General features: G+C 60.0%; 14 protein-coding genes. 6 read left to right on the top strand and 8 right to left on the bottom strand.

From position 1 onward, the window contains the following. Positions 1–29: 29 nt before the first annotated feature. The gene (locus tag ACIRG5_RS30125) at positions 30–377 is read right to left on the bottom strand and encodes a Scr1 family TA system antitoxin-like transcriptional regulator (protein ID WP_402910669.1); all 348 of its coding nucleotides are present in this window, start codon (positions 375–377) and stop codon (positions 30–32) included. Next, complete coding sequence (locus ACIRG5_RS30120) at positions 377–952, bottom strand: helix-turn-helix domain-containing protein (RefSeq protein ID WP_402910667.1); 576 nt, start codon at positions 950–952, stop codon at positions 377–379. The genes ACIRG5_RS30125 and ACIRG5_RS30120 overlap by 1 nt, the downstream gene beginning before the upstream one ends. Positions 953–1148: 196 nt before the next feature. Here ACIRG5_RS30120 and ACIRG5_RS30115 point away from each other — a divergent pair, with 196 nt between their 5' ends. The 3 genes from ACIRG5_RS30115 to ACIRG5_RS30105 all read left to right on the top strand — a co-directional run bounded on the left by ACIRG5_RS30115 (position 1149) and on the right by ACIRG5_RS30105 (position 2855). Next, complete coding sequence (locus tag ACIRG5_RS30115; protein WP_402910665.1) at positions 1149–1334, top strand: hypothetical protein; 186 nt, start codon at positions 1149–1151, stop codon at positions 1332–1334. A 461-nt stretch (positions 1335–1795) separates the two neighbouring features. Then, on the top strand, positions 1796–2674 hold the full coding sequence (locus ACIRG5_RS30110) for a DUF5753 domain-containing protein (protein WP_402910662.1): 879 nt from the start codon (positions 1796–1798) through the stop codon (positions 2672–2674). Continuing rightward, the gene (locus ACIRG5_RS30105; RefSeq protein WP_402910659.1) at positions 2661–2855 is read left to right on the top strand and encodes a DUF397 domain-containing protein; all 195 of its coding nucleotides are present in this window, start codon (positions 2661–2663) and stop codon (positions 2853–2855) included. The genes ACIRG5_RS30110 and ACIRG5_RS30105 overlap by 14 nt, the downstream gene beginning before the upstream one ends. Positions 2856–3092: 237 nt before the next feature. On the opposite strand, the gene ACIRG5_RS30100 is transcribed toward ACIRG5_RS30105, so the two are convergent. The 6 genes from ACIRG5_RS30100 to ACIRG5_RS30075 all read right to left on the bottom strand — a co-directional run bounded on the left by ACIRG5_RS30100 (position 3093) and on the right by ACIRG5_RS30075 (position 12132). Further along, the gene (locus tag ACIRG5_RS30100) at positions 3093–3518 is read right to left on the bottom strand and encodes a hypothetical protein (RefSeq protein ID WP_402910656.1); all 426 of its coding nucleotides are present in this window, start codon (positions 3516–3518) and stop codon (positions 3093–3095) included. A 137-nt stretch (positions 3519–3655) separates the two neighbouring features. Continuing rightward, positions 3656–5134: a reverse transcriptase domain-containing protein gene (locus tag ACIRG5_RS30095; protein ID WP_402910875.1), complete on the bottom strand. Its 1479-nt coding sequence runs from the start codon at positions 5132–5134 to the stop codon at positions 3656–3658. Positions 5135–5541: 407 nt separating this feature from the next. Next, positions 5542–6705, bottom strand: a complete 1164-nt coding sequence (locus tag ACIRG5_RS30090; RefSeq protein ID WP_402910654.1) for a DUF3322 domain-containing protein — start codon at positions 6703–6705, stop codon at positions 5542–5544. Then, entirely contained in the window at positions 6702–10070 is a 3369-nt protein-coding gene (locus ACIRG5_RS30085) for an ATP-binding protein (RefSeq protein ID WP_402910652.1), read from the bottom strand. Before ACIRG5_RS30085 ends, ACIRG5_RS30090 begins: the two co-directional genes overlap by 4 nt. After that, positions 10067–10681: a DUF4194 domain-containing protein gene (locus tag ACIRG5_RS30080; protein ID WP_402910649.1), complete on the bottom strand. Its 615-nt coding sequence runs from the start codon at positions 10679–10681 to the stop codon at positions 10067–10069. The genes ACIRG5_RS30085 and ACIRG5_RS30080 overlap by 4 nt, the downstream gene beginning before the upstream one ends. Next, on the bottom strand, positions 10681–12132 hold the full coding sequence (locus ACIRG5_RS30075) for a DUF3375 domain-containing protein (RefSeq protein ID WP_402910647.1): 1452 nt from the start codon (positions 12130–12132) through the stop codon (positions 10681–10683). The genes ACIRG5_RS30080 and ACIRG5_RS30075 overlap by 1 nt, the downstream gene beginning before the upstream one ends. A gap of 180 nt (positions 12133–12312) precedes the next feature. Here ACIRG5_RS30075 and ACIRG5_RS30070 point away from each other — a divergent pair, with 180 nt between their 5' ends. The 3 genes from ACIRG5_RS30070 to ACIRG5_RS30060 all read left to right on the top strand — a co-directional run bounded on the left by ACIRG5_RS30070 (position 12313) and on the right by ACIRG5_RS30060 (position 14895). Then, the gene (locus ACIRG5_RS30070) at positions 12313–13833 is read left to right on the top strand and encodes a hypothetical protein (RefSeq protein WP_402910644.1); all 1521 of its coding nucleotides are present in this window, start codon (positions 12313–12315) and stop codon (positions 13831–13833) included. A gap of 110 nt (positions 13834–13943) precedes the next feature. Further along, complete coding sequence (locus tag ACIRG5_RS30065) at positions 13944–14153, top strand: hypothetical protein (protein ID WP_402910641.1); 210 nt, start codon at positions 13944–13946, stop codon at positions 14151–14153. Continuing rightward, entirely contained in the window at positions 14146–14895 is a 750-nt protein-coding gene (locus tag ACIRG5_RS30060) for a DUF5131 family protein (protein WP_402910639.1), read from the top strand. Before ACIRG5_RS30065 ends, ACIRG5_RS30060 begins: the two co-directional genes overlap by 8 nt. Positions 14896–14897: the final 2 nt, after the last annotated feature.

Below are 14897 nucleotides of genomic sequence, written 5' to 3'. Positions count from 1 at the left end.
ACGCGCGGTGGAGATCCTCTTCGGCATACCTAGCTCCTCGCCTGATCGGTAACCAGCTGCAAGCGCCGTGCCGGATCCCGAAGCCGCAGCGAGGCCTCGTTCAACCACAGCAAGGACGACTCTTCGGTGCGGACGACATCGCGGAGCGCGACAAGGCCCCGTTCGTAAGGAGCGCGCTCGGCAGCCGACTCAAGCCAGGTGTTGCCACCGTGCAGCGTATTCAGAAGAACGACGTCGTCGAACCGCTTCTCCACGAACCGCATCACGGCGAAGGCCACCCCCATGCCGAAGTAGGGTCCGACATCGCCGTCCACGATTCGAAGCTCAAAGCCAGGCAGTTCACCCAGCTCCTCCAGGTGCTCCAGCTGGTCCGCCATCACTCTCGAATCGCCAACGCCGCCATGAGCGCCTGCTCTGTCACGATCAGTCGAACGTTCAGCCGCCGCAGTTTCTCGGCCTGCTTGTTGCCCACTCTCAAGCGGTCGATGGCCTCCTGCTGGTTCGCAAGATCGATGTCATTTGCCGCTGCACCGGACTCGACAAGGGCGGCGTGGTAGCCGCTGGTACGCACAAGCTCAGGCAGCGTTTCCGCCGCCACAATCACCAGTTCGCTCGCCTCAGGCAGGACATCCCACGGTGTCCACGTCAGCCGAGCCCAGGCGTCGCCGTTGATCCGATCCCACATCTGAGGGTCGATAGCTCGTTGCGCAACCCGCATGCACAGCTCAACTTCGTCATCGGACGCGCCGCACTTCGCTCCGACCATGACAACTTCGCTAGGAGACATGCGTTGGGCAGCACGGCAGAGGTGCGACAACTTCGCCGTGGAGAAGCCGACCCGCGCACCCAACTCCAAGAGCGACCAGTCGCGCTTCGTCCGCCAGCCCAGCACGGTCCGGCTCAAGGCGCGGACCTCCAGACTTGCTCTCCCGTTGACCAGTTGTAGAGCCATGTCCCATCAGCCTGTTCTTGATCCGTGGGCTTCATGCCCGATGCCTCTTCGGCTGCCAATGCGTGCGCTCGTGCGTCGTCGCAGTCGCTGCCTGGGCGGCAAGATGAACGTCGAGCAACATCCGGCAAGGCGCTGGCACTCTCCGCCATGCGGGTCCGCCACGACACTTCCTGCACCAGCCGTTCTCGTCCGGCTGGTGCTCATCAACGAACACACGCAACGCGGCCACCAACCGCGGAACTTCCTGCCGTGCCATGGCCAACGCGGACGCACCATCACCGTCAGCAGCGATCCGCGACACAAGATCCAGGTGCTCGACAAGCCGTCGGCGCAGCTCGGAAAACAAGACCAGGTTGCCCATGGCAGCACGCCCTTCGGCTAGCTGGCTCGGAGACGGGAACGCCGAGGCTGCTCAGGCGGTTCCGACGTCCTGTCGTTGGCGAAAGCACGCGCAACCGCTTGGCGGAACACAAGAAGCCCTTGCTCCGCAGCATTGGCCTCCCTGCAATCCAAGGCAGAAGTGACCACCACGGCAGCGCGCGAAAGCACCGCGGTCTGCGCCCGCGTCAGGTTCACAACGACGGGAACGACATCCTCAACACGCTCCATCGCCAGAACCCTTCGTCGGACCGATCTGGGGCCGACGGAATCCCTGGGCGTGGCGCGCTACCAGCCCGGACACGCCCGTCCGGACCAGCTCCCGCAAGGGGCCAAGGATCCCGTCGACAGCTACTACATTAGGGGTTAATTAACCCCTAATGCGATAACCAGAACGTGTGAACCTGCCCTGACCAGGGCGTGACTAGGGTGATCACGAGTTCCGCAGCGCGAGGAGGCAACCGGGTGCCGAGCGACAAGACATACAGGAAGTCCAAGCTGGGCCGCCTGCTCGATCAGCTGCGCAAGGACGCGGGCAAGGACCTCAGCTACCTGGCGAGCGAACTCCGCAAGACCGAGGCTCACCTCTCGAAGTGCCTCAACGGCACGAACCTCCTCGGCTGGGCCGACCTCGGCCTGTACCTGGACCTCGTAGAGGCGGACGAAGACCGCCGGCGCAAGGCAACCGAGTACTGGGAAGACGCGAAGCAGGACAGCACGCGCGTCCAACACCCAGCCGCGTACAACCAGGCCGCCCGCTCGTACGCCCGCGCCGAAGCTGACGCCTCAAAGCTGAAGCAGGTGGAAGCGGTCTGGATCCCAGGCATGCTGCAGGTCCCGGAGTACACGCTGGCTCTCCGCGAGGCGGCGCACCTCTTCGTCAACCCGAAGGTCCCCGCCAATCGCACCGTCGCCGCCCGGCAAAGCCGCCAGATGCGGCTACATGGAGACGCTCCGCTGCAAGCGCACTTCCTGATCGACATCGCAGCTCTCCGCCGCGCAGTCGGCGGTCCTGCCGCCATGTACGCGCAGCTGCTTCATCTGCAGGCGTCCGCGGCTCTCCCGAACGTGACGATCCAGGTGATCGGCGAGGAGGCCGGCGCCTACGCCATCGACGGCGTGACCATCCTGAGCTTCGACGACGAGGACTTCCCGGACGTCGTCTACCTGGAGACCAGGGGAGGCGGTCGATGGGTGGAGAATGACGTTGACGTAGACAAGTTCCGCAAGTCGTTCAACGAGATCGCGGACGAGCTGGCCTTCACGCCCGAAGAGTCGCTCAAGGTCATCCGTGATCAGGCTGAACTCTTCAAGGAGAGACTCCAGCGAGATGACGAACCCTGAGAAGACGTGGCGCAAGTCCAGCTACACCGCACCCGACAACAACTGCGTTGAGCTCGCCGTTAGCGAGGCCGAGACCATGATGAGGGACAGCAAGGATCCTGAAGGTGGATCTGTTGTCGTCTCTGCGAGCATATGGACCAGTTTCCTTGCGTACGCCAAGTCCGATGGCTTCGAGTTTTGAGTTAACGCACCGCTAGTTGCGGTGCAAGGGAGCTCTGTGACGTCTCCGCCCGACGCTGCACTTTCGCGACAGCCGCAGGTCCTTGTTGGGCGATCGACTATTGCTCATGGCGCGCCTCTGCAACCCTTCATGCTGCCTATCGCGTCGGCGAAGGCAACACAGTTCTGCGCACCAACGCGTGGCACCTCGTTTAACCTATGTACTGCTGATAGGTCGCGCGAACGTTCCAGTCGTCCGCTAAAGTTGGGCGACAAGCTTCTCTTCTAAGTAAAGAACAAAGTGGCGGCACCCCGTAGCAAGTTTTGGGATGGTCGCCATAGTCGTATGCATTCTATTTCCGCCGATATTGACGTCAATATGCTTCATCTGACTTCCAAGTGCTTGATCCGCCATCAGTAGATCAGTGAGGTTGCCTAGGCCGTGGGCAAGGCAATTACGCAGGTCGATACCGGCCTTTACCTGATTCCAGCTGGCGAATGCCGTAAGGTCGATGGAGTGTTCATTCGCGTAGTGCCGAATTCGTGTTGGCCACGTGAACGGCGGTTTCGGCACAGGAAGTCCATGTGAGGTAAAGAAGAACTCGGAAGCAGTATTTGTGTACGCTTCAACGGTCGAGATGAGGCGAAGAACTGCGGTCTCGCGGCGCACGAGTGCGCTCGCCATTTCGCCTCCGAGTTTCCCGACTCGCATAACGACTGTTTCCTGAGTGGCTGCTGATTCTGCTTCGTTGAGGCCACTCTGGGCGTGAAGGATAAGGGAAAGCGCATCGTCTGTGATTGACCATCTGGGCTCAATATTAGTCATTGTGCCTGCTTCTTCGGTGTACGATACAACATCAGTTCGACCAGCTTGTTACCCTCCTTGAGGGCGGTAATTCTCTGTTGACTGACGTTGGGAATAGCTTTCGCCGCTAGGGCGTACCAAGCGATCACACTCTCAGGCTCGGTCCTGATTGCGCGATCGATCTCATCAAAAGTCGCCAACTTGTAAGGAGCGAGAGTAAGAGTTGCTTCGGCCTTCAGGAGGGGATCGACGTCGGCTTTTTGAAGTTGAACCCACTCGTGACGTGCCGGCGCGCTTAGAAGATTGCACACGCGCGCTACATGCACGAGCCAAATTCGTTGCCAGGCGTTGAAAAAGGCGGCTCGTGTAATCAATTTATCCCACGTCGGACCTATGTCCACTCCGGCCGAGTGTAGTGCTATGAGGTACATTCCTAGTCGATGACTTAAGTACGGGGCGTACTCGAACAACCTCGCAACGTGAGCGATGCCGAATGAATCAGATTGCTTCGTAAGAATCCCAATTGCGCGGCTGAGATCACGATTTTCGTCTGGTGTAAGGCTGGATAGATCGAAGTGGCCAGGCTTGCCGGACTCTACGTCGAGCTTCGTGAATGTATCTCGAGCAATTGTTGCCAGTTCGTCAACGTCCAAATCGCCGTAATCGTTCGAGATCTTAACCAACTCTGGCTTGAACTCAATATCACCCTCGCTTGGGGGTTCCATCCAGTTCTTCCAGAAATATGTGGTGAACTTAGTGATGCGAGTCTTTTTCTCATTTAAGATAAGCCCAATGGCGCTGGCTTCGTGCGCTAGGGCTTCTACGTGTGCTTGAGCTTCCTCGTAGGTAGCAGCGGCGATTCGGAAGTCGTCGTTATAACGCCATAACTCAATCCCGCGCCGACGCAGTTCGCGCTCGATGATGCGAGCATAAATCTCCGATAGTTCATCGGAAGGGTCGAGCAGCTGCGGCAATCCAAACGGACGTCCTTGCACCTCCGTCAGTAGGCTTATGAGGAGACTGGGGAGCTCGACCTTGAACGTGCGCAACTGTACCTCGCTCAATAAGCGAGAGTGATCAACATACTCGTAAAATGCCGCGATGTCCGATTCTACGACATACTGAATTCGCGCGTTGTCGAGTTGCATGGTTTGTTTTCCATCGAATGCGGCCCTAAGTGGCCCGGCGATGAATGCTTGATAAGCCTCCTGTGATCGGTCGGAGGGAGATGTGCCATCGAGAATCTCGTGGCATAAAGCTCGATAAGCAATCCTTTCCGGTATTCCAAGTATGGGCACAGGACGTGTCTGCTGATGAGGTTTGCGAGCGCGTGCCACTACAGATGGCGCGCTCGTGACCCCCGTTTCCAGTCGGAATCGAGCGTACTCCCCAAAGATCTTTGGTTGCTTTCCGACGGTATCCAGCCATGGTTCTGGGGGTAGAAGATTCCGCCAAGCCTCCGCTTCTGCAGTCGCGGCTTGTTCAAAGTTGAGCATGTCCAACGTCGATGATTTGACTGGATCCATCAATTCCTCACACGAGTCGTCTGGCCTGGCGCGGCCCGCCCGTAGGCGAGAGACTAGTATGTCTAGAACCGGACCGGAAAGCTACAGAAGTAACTGAACAAGAGTTTGTTGGCAGGCGACCATGTCGATGTGATCGTTCGGCGTCCGGAGCAAATTCATTCAGTTGGCCGACCACGAGTCACTGCCCGTGATCGCTTCGCAACACTGTGCAATACCTGAAGACGACGATGATCATAGATCTTCAACGGATCCTCGCGCAGCCTGAGCTGGGCGATGCACTGCTTCGTAAAGCTCTTTCGGGTGATCTCGAAAGAGCCAGACTCGGCCCATTTCCACCTTGATATTAAGGCAGCGAATGTGTCCGATTTTCAGTACAATCAAGGACGGCGTACTGCGTGCTCGATCGTCGAGTAGGACACCCGCTCCTGCTCCAGTCGTACTGCTGAGCCGAAAGTATCCTCCACGAGGTCGTGGTACAGCGTTGCCTCGTCTGGATTCAGCTGCTCAAGGTGCTTAGTCGCAGGGGTCGGTTCTTGAACCCAATGTTCCTCATGTGCTAAGAGTGTTGACCGATCCATCAACATCGAACGAACGTGCCCAAACTTGGCGCGAAGGCGATCAAGGATCACGAACCCATGAGTATCGATGTCGCCCCAGTAAAGCATCTCGCGTTCAGACAGCCAGCCGAGTGGTTCAAGCTGAGACAACGCGTATCCGCCGCCAAGAATCACGACCGACTCGTCCACTGGCGGAAACGCCAGGTATGTGACCTCATTCTCTACGACGAACACCGTGCGGGCCTGCAGTGGTTTCGTGGAGAGTTCGTCGATCCGAACGGTCAGTTCGCTGAACCCGCTGGCATGTTGGTCAAGCAAGCGAAACCGAACGTAACCAGGCTTTCTCCGAAAGCGATATCGGGCGGCGAACTCGGCTGGCGCGTGGGACCTGTCGATGCGGTCCTCCTCAAGTTGTCGATCCAGCAATGCTGCGAGGACCTTGCGGTGACCCTCGATGAACTTGGTGTCGACACCCGGAACGTCTACTTGGCGCAGGTACATGTCCTGGTTCGCGTAGTGGTCGATCCACAGAACCGTAGTGATCAACTTCTCCCACGCCGACTGCAAACGAAGCACGTCGAGAGGACGCGCGATCATCCAATCGGCCAGCGCAGGCGCTCGGTCCTTCGTCGTGCGCAGCAGGCCAGCGAAGCGACTTACTTCTGATGTCCGCCGCAGCACGGACCAGAGCTGCTCGTAGGAGTCGACACAAGCTCGGTCGGGCAGTTCATTCACGCCGATCGTTCGGCCGCCGACCGTCTTCGTCTCCAGCCTGAACTGATTAGCTTGCCGCCACTCAGCTGACCAGGCTTGGACTTCCCCGAACCTTGCGCCCAGGTCATTCGCACTGGGGCTTCGCAGCGGGATGGCAAGTGGGACCCACTCCTGACCTGAAGCGAACATTGTCAGGAGGTCGCCCCTGTCCCAGCGGCGCTGCAGCTTGGCGAGGACGTCAGTCGGCGTCGACCACGACCGTTGCGTCACGCTTCACCTCGCGCCGATGCGCCGCGGAGTGTGTGTGCCAGTTGCCGCTTCTGGTACTCCTCGATCGTGAGGCTCTGCAGGCGTGAGTAGCTTCCGCTCGTGTTGTCAACGAAACCGACCGCTGAGACGTACCTCTCGATAATGTGGATCTTCTGCAGGGGCGTCACTATTAACAGCTGCAGTCCGAGCTGCCCGAACAGATTCAGTGCGAACCGCGTTGACTCGTCCGAACCGCGGCCGAACGCCTCGTCGATGACGACGAAGCGGAACGTCTTCGACTTGCCGTGCCGGTGGTCGAGCTTGAACTGGTAAGCGAGCGATGCCGCGAGAATAGTGTAGGCCAGCTTCTCCTTCTGGCCACCTGACTTCCCGCCTGAGTCTGTGTAGTTCTCGTGTTCGGAGTCGTCTTCGCGCCACCGTTCGGAAGCGGAGAACATGAACCAGTTGCGCACGTCCGTCACACGCTTGGTCCAGGCACGGTCGAGATCGGTCTGGTTCTCGCGCCCTTTGAATCGCTCGATGATCTTCTTGACCTGCAGGAACTTCTGCTCGGAGTAGAGGTCGGACTCGTCGCCTCCGATGGCCCCGGTCGTGCACTCCCGCAGCTCGGTGCGAAAGTCTCGAATCTCGACGTTGATCGTCGGCTGAAGGTCGAGCCTGATGTAGCGGCCTGGGTTGTAGTTGATGTCGATCAAGGAGTCGTTGATGGTCTCGACTCGCTGCTTGATCAGATCAACTTGTTTGTTGAGCTGGGAGTGGAATCCCGCGATGTCGCGGATCGTGTTGGTGTTGAGGTAGGTCTTGAACTCGGTCTCGAACCGAGGCAGGTCGTCGTTCACCAGACGGTCACGAAACGACCGGTACTCGCCGGCGGAGTGTGGTGAGTCGTCGATCTCTGCGGTCTCCAGCGGGTACTTCTTCCGGAACACGCCCATCTTGGCGATGATCTTGTTCCCGATGGCGGTCTGCCGGCCTGTGCGGTTCTCGACGAGGTTCGTCAGTTTGTTGCCAGTGTCGGTCTGGCACTGGTCGCACTGTTCCGCTGTTCGAAGGTTTGGAACCTCAAGATGAGCCTCGATGAGGTCGAAGTGGCCTTCTGCGTCGGCGTGCCCCGGCTCGGCCAGCTTCCTCTCGGATGCCGTCAGGTTGGCCTCGGCGTTTTCCCGTACTACCTCAAGCCTGCCGATCGCCCCTGTGAGCGACTCTTGTGTTGCTCGTCGTTTCTCGATCTCTGAGGTCACCCGCTCGAGCTCTGCTGCTACCTGCTTCAACTGATTGGACGACTGCTCAAGGATCTGCTTCTCCTCGGTCAGTGTCGAGATGCGGTGCACTACCGCCTGCCAGTCGATGTCGGAGTAGGAAGCGAAGTCTTTCAATCTGGCAACCGAGTTCTTGATCTTGCCGATCCGGTCGAGTTCGGCTGTGAGAAGTCCCTTCTCGGTCTGTGCTTGTCTCTGCTGCTGGAGAACCTTGTTCGCTTGTTCGAGCAGTGCGTCGATCTTCTGTTCGTTGCTCCAACCGAGAACATAATTGCGTCGGTCGTCGATTCGGCGCGCATCGTTCTTCTCATGCCAGCCGCGCGAACCTTTGATTTGACCCGTGCGCGTGATCGCTTTGGGGGCGCGGCGGAACTCGTCCATCGTGTCGACGCACTCGAAGTCGGCGCGATGGCGCAGCTCCCGCTCCAGCCATGTCACGAAGGGCGAGTCCTTGATCTCTACCTTCGTGAGGAGTGCTCGGGTGGAGAGGTCCGCGTCGGCGTCACGGCCCAGACGCTCTGGGACGCGGTAGTACACCAGCCTCGTACCGAGGTGGTGATCGTTGATCCAGGTCGACGCAGCGTTGTAGTGCTCGTTCGACACGAGGAGCGAAAGACCGAAGCCGTGCAGCAGGCGCTCTGCGGCGCCTTCCCATTCGCCGCAGTCGGCACGGACTTGAATGAGCTCGCCGGCAAAGGGCAGATCGTCCTCGTTGACGTGGAGCTCGTCGCAGAGCCGCATGCGCAAGTCGAGGCTCTGCCTGGGGATGTTGCTGCGCCGGTTGCGCAAGCTCAGCAGCTCCGCGTTGAGTTCTCGGCCCTCAGCATCAAGATTCCTAAGGTGTACTCCCGTGTCGGTGAGCTTGTTTTGCACCTCAGCCTGCGCATGGTCCAGACTGCTCCCCGATTGCTCGATGTCCTGTCGCCGCATGGAGAACTGCTCCGGACTGCTGACTGATTGCAGACCTGCCTCAGCCAGAAGTTCGTGGAAGCGCTGGGATCCGCGCTGGCGCCTTTCTCGCTCGGCGGAGTCCACTTCGAGCTGCCGCTCGATCTCGGACAGTCGGCCGCCGCCGAAACCTGCTCGCGTCAGGTTGAGCTGGGTCTCCTGTTGACGCAGGTCAACGAGTTGAAGTTTTGTCTTCTCCAGTTGGCCCTTCTTGACCTCGATGTTTCCGGCCAGCTCGGCGATCTGCGCGCTCAGCAACCGCGACTTGCGATTGGCGAAGTAGAACGGCAACGCGTCACGTTGATCCCTGAGCGACTTGATCTCCGCTGTGTGGCGGTCGTAGATCTCGCACTCAGCCAGCAGCGGACTCAGGTCGCTGAGTTGCTCGCGGGCCTTGCGGACAGCCTCATGTGCGCGTGTCAGGTCCTCGAAGTGCTCGACCAACCGCTTCGTCCAGTCCGCAGAGTCGAACGGTTCAAGCATGTGGCTGCGCACGAACTCGTTGAGATTGCCGACCGACTTCATCGACACGGTCTGGTGGAAGAGCTCCATCGCCTGATCGGACGGGATGTCGAGCTGGCGCCGGAAGTCCTTGCTGTAAGGGGGAAAGGTGTCGTGGATTCGTGCGCCTGCCTTGCGCAGCCTGCGCTTGAGCGCTGCCATGTCGTTGCCGAACTCCGTGAAGTCATCGGCGATGGACAGCTTCCTGTCCGCGGTGACGAAGAAACGGTCAGGTTGTCCCTGGCTTGCGTTGCCGAACCAGAAGACCTGTGCAAGCGTCACTGCGGCGTCGAAGCCCAAGTTGGCGAACACGCCGAGGATCACCGAGAACGAACGACGATCGCGCAGCGCTACAGGTTTGGACGTTCCTGTCGCCTCGTTGCGCTCCGACTTGTGATAGCCGAGCACGTACGAACGCAGGTTTCTCTCGCGGACCTCTGCGCCTGCGGCTTTGTTGTATGAGATTCGATGTGCCGGAAGGAGCAGCGTGGTGATCGCGTCCACGATCGTGGACTTTCCCGAGCCGATGTCTCCGGTGAGCAATGCGTTCTCGCCGCACACGTCGAGTGCCCACACCCGCTGGTCGAAGGTACCCCAGTTGTAGACCTCCAGCCGTTCCAGTCGGGAGCCAGCCAGTTCGGTGTTCTCCTCGTTCACCGGCCGGCCTCCTCGCTGTCGATGTGCCCCAGCTGACGTGCGTACTCGTTCAGGCGTTGATCGAACTCTGACAGCCACTGCCCGTCAACGAAGGCTTTCAAGATGCGGCGGACCTCGAAGGTCGCGTCCTGTCCGTTGATCCTGCGGAGGAATCCGAGCTCGATCACCTTGTTGATCTGAGCGTCGATCTGATCGATGAGCCTGGCCTCGTTGCTGCTCTCGGGCATGAACAGGCGGACGGTCTCCACGATCTGATCACGGCTGATGATCAGCCTGGCATCGCTGTTGTTGGCGTCGAACTCGGCGAGCTTCTTGCGCAGCAAGGCAAGAAGCAGGCTTACGGGGAAAGACAGGGCGCGACGCGGGACGAGGCGGGGTACCGCAGTGTCGTCCCCCTCTTCAAGATCGGGTTTGGAGCGCAGGAACGCGTAACCTTCCGCTTCGTCTACGACGACCATCAATCCGATCACTGACACGTAGTCCCGCACCTGTGCCTGTAGCGGAAGCAGTTGGTACCAGACCTTTTCGTGTGTCTCGCGGTAGACAACACCTTTGACCAGATGGGTCACGACCAGCGGCAGGTCGAGCTCGTCCTTGGCAGGGGAGGTCATCAGTCCGCGTCCTCGTGAGTCGTTTGGGTGAAGGTCACACGTGGGAGCGTCGCCGCCCGCTCGTATCCGTCGACGTCACGCCAGTGCACCTGTTCATGCGTCTTCTCGTCGAAAACCACGAGAAATGAGGGATCGTTCAACGAAAGGTAGGTGACTAGTTCGGCAAGTCCTTGCTTGAGGGGACGCTGGTCGAGGAGATCTCTCAGGCCGATCTGCCCACGCCCGCGCAGCACCTCACGAACTCCTTCGCTCAGATGTTCCGGATCGACGTAGATCTGTTCGAACAGCGCCGAAGAGTCGACGTCCTCGTCTGCAGTGGAGATGCCATCGCTGTTCAGAGGAACTTTCTCCGGAGGTGTGTACAGAGGTCGTTCCATGGGAAGGACGATCGTCGGTGCGATCCCGTCAACAGTGCTGACGAGATCAACGACGCTGTGATCTCGGAGCTTCAACGCGGTCGACTCAATGCTCCGGAGGATGTCCATCACCCTGCGGTTCTCCAGCCAGATCTGGTCGTCCAGGAAGCGCCGCAGCTGCTCGGAGAGCAGCCGCACCGTTGCCTGCGTTCGCTCTGCGGCGTCCATCCAGTCGTGGTGGATGTGGCGCATCCTCGGGTCCACATCGCCAACAGCTTCGAGCAACTGCACGCGTTGAAGCAGATCGCTCAGTTCTTCCTGCTTTTCGTATGAGAGAAGGAAGTCGTAGAACGCCTGGAAGGTCTTCCCTTGATCCGAGTCGGCGATGCTGTTGCGGTTGCCGAGCACTTCGTCGAGTAGCGCACCCTTGGCGCCGTCCCACGAGGCAATGCGTTCTCGTAGATCGCGGTCAAGTGTCCGGAAGTTCGCCTCGACCTCGCGGAAGTCCGCGAGGAGTGCCCGGGCTGTTGTCGCGAACTGCTGGTACCGATCCATCTGCGCCGCGGTGTCGAGCACTGAGAAATCGCCGCGCTCGACCTGGGTGATCTCGATGTCGACCTCGTGACGTCGGCGTCGCAGCTCGCTCAGCCTGATCTCGGGATCGGTCTCGGCGCCGAACACCATCTGCCGCAGCAGTTCGAACACCGTGTTCAGTCGTGACTCCGTGCCCACGAACGTCCTGGCCCGCAGCGAGTCGACCCAAGCGAGCGCCTTCTCGACTGCCGACGTTGCGTCGTAGTGCACCTCGTCCGAGCCAGCCGGGTAGTACTTGCGCAGCCACGCCGTCTCCGGCGTCGCCCAATCGTCGAGATACGCCTTGGAAGACTTGGGGAACCGGTCCTCGCCAAGGCGGTCGTTCACCGCTTCGAGCTCGTCGTCGAGCTTGCTGACGAGCTCGCTGCGGGAGATGGACCTGACGTTGTCCTCGACGAACACCTTCCCGAGGAAGCTCAAGACGAACGAGGCGTTGTCAGCGCGGAGAAGTTTCCACGCCGAACTATTCCTGCGTAGCGTTTCAAGTTCCTCGAACTCCACGACACCGCCCTTCGTCGTGTAGTGATGGTGACGCGATCGAGAGTATGAGCAGGGACCGGCACAAGCGGCAGGCTGCGCGTCAGACACCCGAATGGCGCAATCTGGTTCCACTCTTTCGACAACTCATGTCGGTCCTGCACACGCGGCTGTTACGGCTTTCGATGTGCCATCGTGGTAGCCGTGGACTCAGCAGTTCTCACCGCTCTTGTTCGTTCACCGGTGCTCTCGACCGCACAGTTACGCGGGATCATCATGGCCGTGGCCGCGATTCGGCCTCAGCTGTTGCTGGAGCTGGCCGGCCGCAGTGATCTATGTGACGAGCAGCGGAAGCACATGTTGCGAGAGGCGCCGCGGTACGTCGTCGTGGACCTCCTGGGAGCCTGGTCTCCAGATCAAGATCTTGTGAGGGCCGCCGTGGAGAGCCACGGCGCTGGGCCCGACCTGATCGTGTTCTGCGGGGCACGGAGCTGGACAGAGTTGGCTGCCGAACTGGCTGGGCAGGTCGACTGGAGCGATGTGCAACAGGTCGCCTCCCGGTGGTCCCACACCCTGGGTGAGGAAATGCCCGTGGCGGTGCGGCTTTCGCTTGTTGATGCCGTATTGACCGAACGGGATCCGCGTCCCGAGCTGTCTTCGCTCTCTGAGTGGGAGAAGCAGAGGTTCTTTGAACGGCTGGACCAAGAACGAGCAGCACGTGCAAGTACTGCCTGGAGTCTGCTGGAGCGCCATCCTGAACTGTGGGTGACCCTGGCTCGCGACAACGAACGCTCGATGCAGATCCGTCGAATACTCCTTGGAGGTCCCGATGAGCTCAGCGACGAGGTGCTGCTGGCTTGTCTTCCAGAGGTGCTCAGCGTGCAGTTGCGCGGAAAGAGCTACTTGACCAGGGCAAGGCTGCACCAGGCAGCGTTGTACGTGCGCCGTTGGCCACAGTTGCGCCACCTTGCTGCGGACGAGTTGCACGCTCTGGTTCGTGAAGTCGTGGACGACGGATGGACCGCAGGAGCTCGACACGGCGGCGCTGATTGGAGAGCGATCGAGGCGCTCGCAGAGCTGAGCGATGACAGCAAGCTTCTGGAACAAGCGGTCGAGGCAATTAGGAACACCGAACCGCCGAGCTACCGCACGCAGAACCGGAACTACATCGAGGAGTGGTTGGACGATCGTGCGAAGGCCGTGGTGGCGCTGGTGATGAGTCCTCACGTGCCCGGTTCCAGCTTGATCACCTTGGTGCCCATTCTCGACGAACGCGCGCTTGAAACAGTGTGCCTACACTCCGAGGGCGATCTTCAGTCCGCGTGCGAAGAGGCGCTCTCTGAACTGAGGCAGGTGGCGGAGTCGAAGCGACCGAGACTCATCGAGGTGCCGAGTGACGACGAACTGCGAGGACATGATGATCCTGTCGCTGTGCTGCACACACACCTGAGGAACCTGAAAGGGCGTGCGGCCCAACGGGACCTGACCATTGAAGGTCTACTTCGCTCCTGCTTCGTCACACCAGAGATCCTGCAATGCCTGCCTGCCCCGGATGTGCTCGAAAGCGCTGAACATGCCGAACTGGTAGCAGAGATGCTGGCTGCGGAGTGCGGCGATGACTACGCGCGGTGGAGCTCCCTGCAATCACGATGCGATCCACCGCCTGCACGCACCACGACGTTCGGCAAGTGGCTCGATCAACTATCGGAAGCCGGCGGCCGCTGACATCCAGAAGTTGCTCATCACCTGGTTACGACGTGCCCGTATAGTACAAGAACTACAAAAACTTGTATGATTGGAAGGTGTCAGAGCCGCACGGGCCCATCAAGATCAGCGTGAACCGCCAGATCGCGCTGCCCAAGGCGCTCACTGACCGTGTGAGGTTGCAGCCAGGCGACCAGGTGTACGTCCTGGAGGACGAGCGGAACCCCGGAGTTTTGGCGATCGTGCCGGTGGAGCGCATCACCGAGTGGCTTCGTCTTGGTCGAGCAACCGAGGAGCGGCTCGACATGGACGAGCGGGAGAAGGCATCACGCGATGACTAAGCATCGGACCGCGATTGAGTGGACCGAAGTCACTTGGAATCCGACGACCGGCTGCGACCGGGTTTCCCTGGGCTGCGACAACTGCTACGCGTTGACGCTGGCCAAGCGGCTGAAAGCAATGGGCGCCGACAAGTATCAGAACGATGGCGACCCACGAACCTCTGGACCTGGCTTCGGAGTTGCGGTCCACTCTGAGTCGCTCCAGGAGCCCTATCGCTGGCGCAACCCGCGGACTGTCTTCGTGAACTCCATGAGCGATCTCTTCCACGCGAAGGTGCCGCTGGGCTTTGTGCGCGATGTCTTCCAGGTGATCGCCGAGACCCCGCGCCACACCTACCAGGTGCTCACCAAGCGATCCGTGCGCTTGAGGAAGGTTGCGGACAAGCTCGACTGGCCTGCAAACCTATGGATGGGAGTGTCAGTCGAGAGCGCGGCCGTTCTGTCGCGTGTGGAAGACCTGCGAGCAGTGCCGGCAGAGGTTCGCTTTCTCTCCTGTGAACCGTTACTCGGCCCGCTCGGCGACATCAACCTTGATCGAATCGACTGGGTCATCGCCGGAGGAGAGTCTGGGCCTCGTTATCGCCCGATGGAGCTGGCTTGGGCGCGTGGCATCCGTGATGCTTGCCAAGACGTTGGCGTGCCGTTCTTCTTTAAGCAGTGGGGTGGAAGGACGCCGAAGGCGCTGGGGCGCGAACTTGATGGACGCCTCTGGGAGGAGATGCCCGGTGCTCTTGCGCTTTGAGG

It is taken from the genome of Lentzea sp. NPDC102401 (assembly GCF_044765805.1).
GTDB classification, from domain to species: domain Bacteria; phylum Actinomycetota; class Actinomycetes; order Mycobacteriales; family Pseudonocardiaceae; genus Lentzea; species Lentzea sokolovensis.
Note: the sequence above shows the minus strand (reverse complement) of the source record. Positions and strands in the feature narration are given on the sequence as shown.

Bases quoted from the DNA above. Each gene is read 5' to 3' on its own strand.
- ACIRG5_RS30095 (WP_402910875.1), bottom strand. From the start codon at position 5,134: ATGCTCAACTTTGAACAAGCCGCGACTGCAGAAGCGGAGGCTTGGCGG.
- ACIRG5_RS30060 (WP_402910639.1), top strand. From the start codon at position 14,146: ATGACTAAGCATCGGACCGCGATTGAGTGGACCGAAGTCACTTGGAAT.
- ACIRG5_RS30105 (WP_402910659.1), top strand. From the start codon at position 2,661: ATGACGAACCCTGAGAAGACGTGGCGCAAGTCCAGCTACACCGCACCC.
- ACIRG5_RS30120 (WP_402910667.1), bottom strand. From the start codon at position 952: ATGGCTCTACAACTGGTCAACGGGAGAGCAAGTCTGGAGGTCCGCGCC.
- ACIRG5_RS30080 (WP_402910649.1), bottom strand. From the start codon at position 10,681: ATGACCTCCCCTGCCAAGGACGAGCTCGACCTGCCGCTGGTCGTGACC.
- ACIRG5_RS30125 (WP_402910669.1), bottom strand. From the start codon at position 377: ATGGCGGACCAGCTGGAGCACCTGGAGGAGCTGGGTGAACTGCCTGGC.
- ACIRG5_RS30100 (WP_402910656.1), bottom strand. From the start codon at position 3,518: ATGGCGAGCGCACTCGTGCGCCGCGAGACCGCAGTTCTTCGCCTCATC.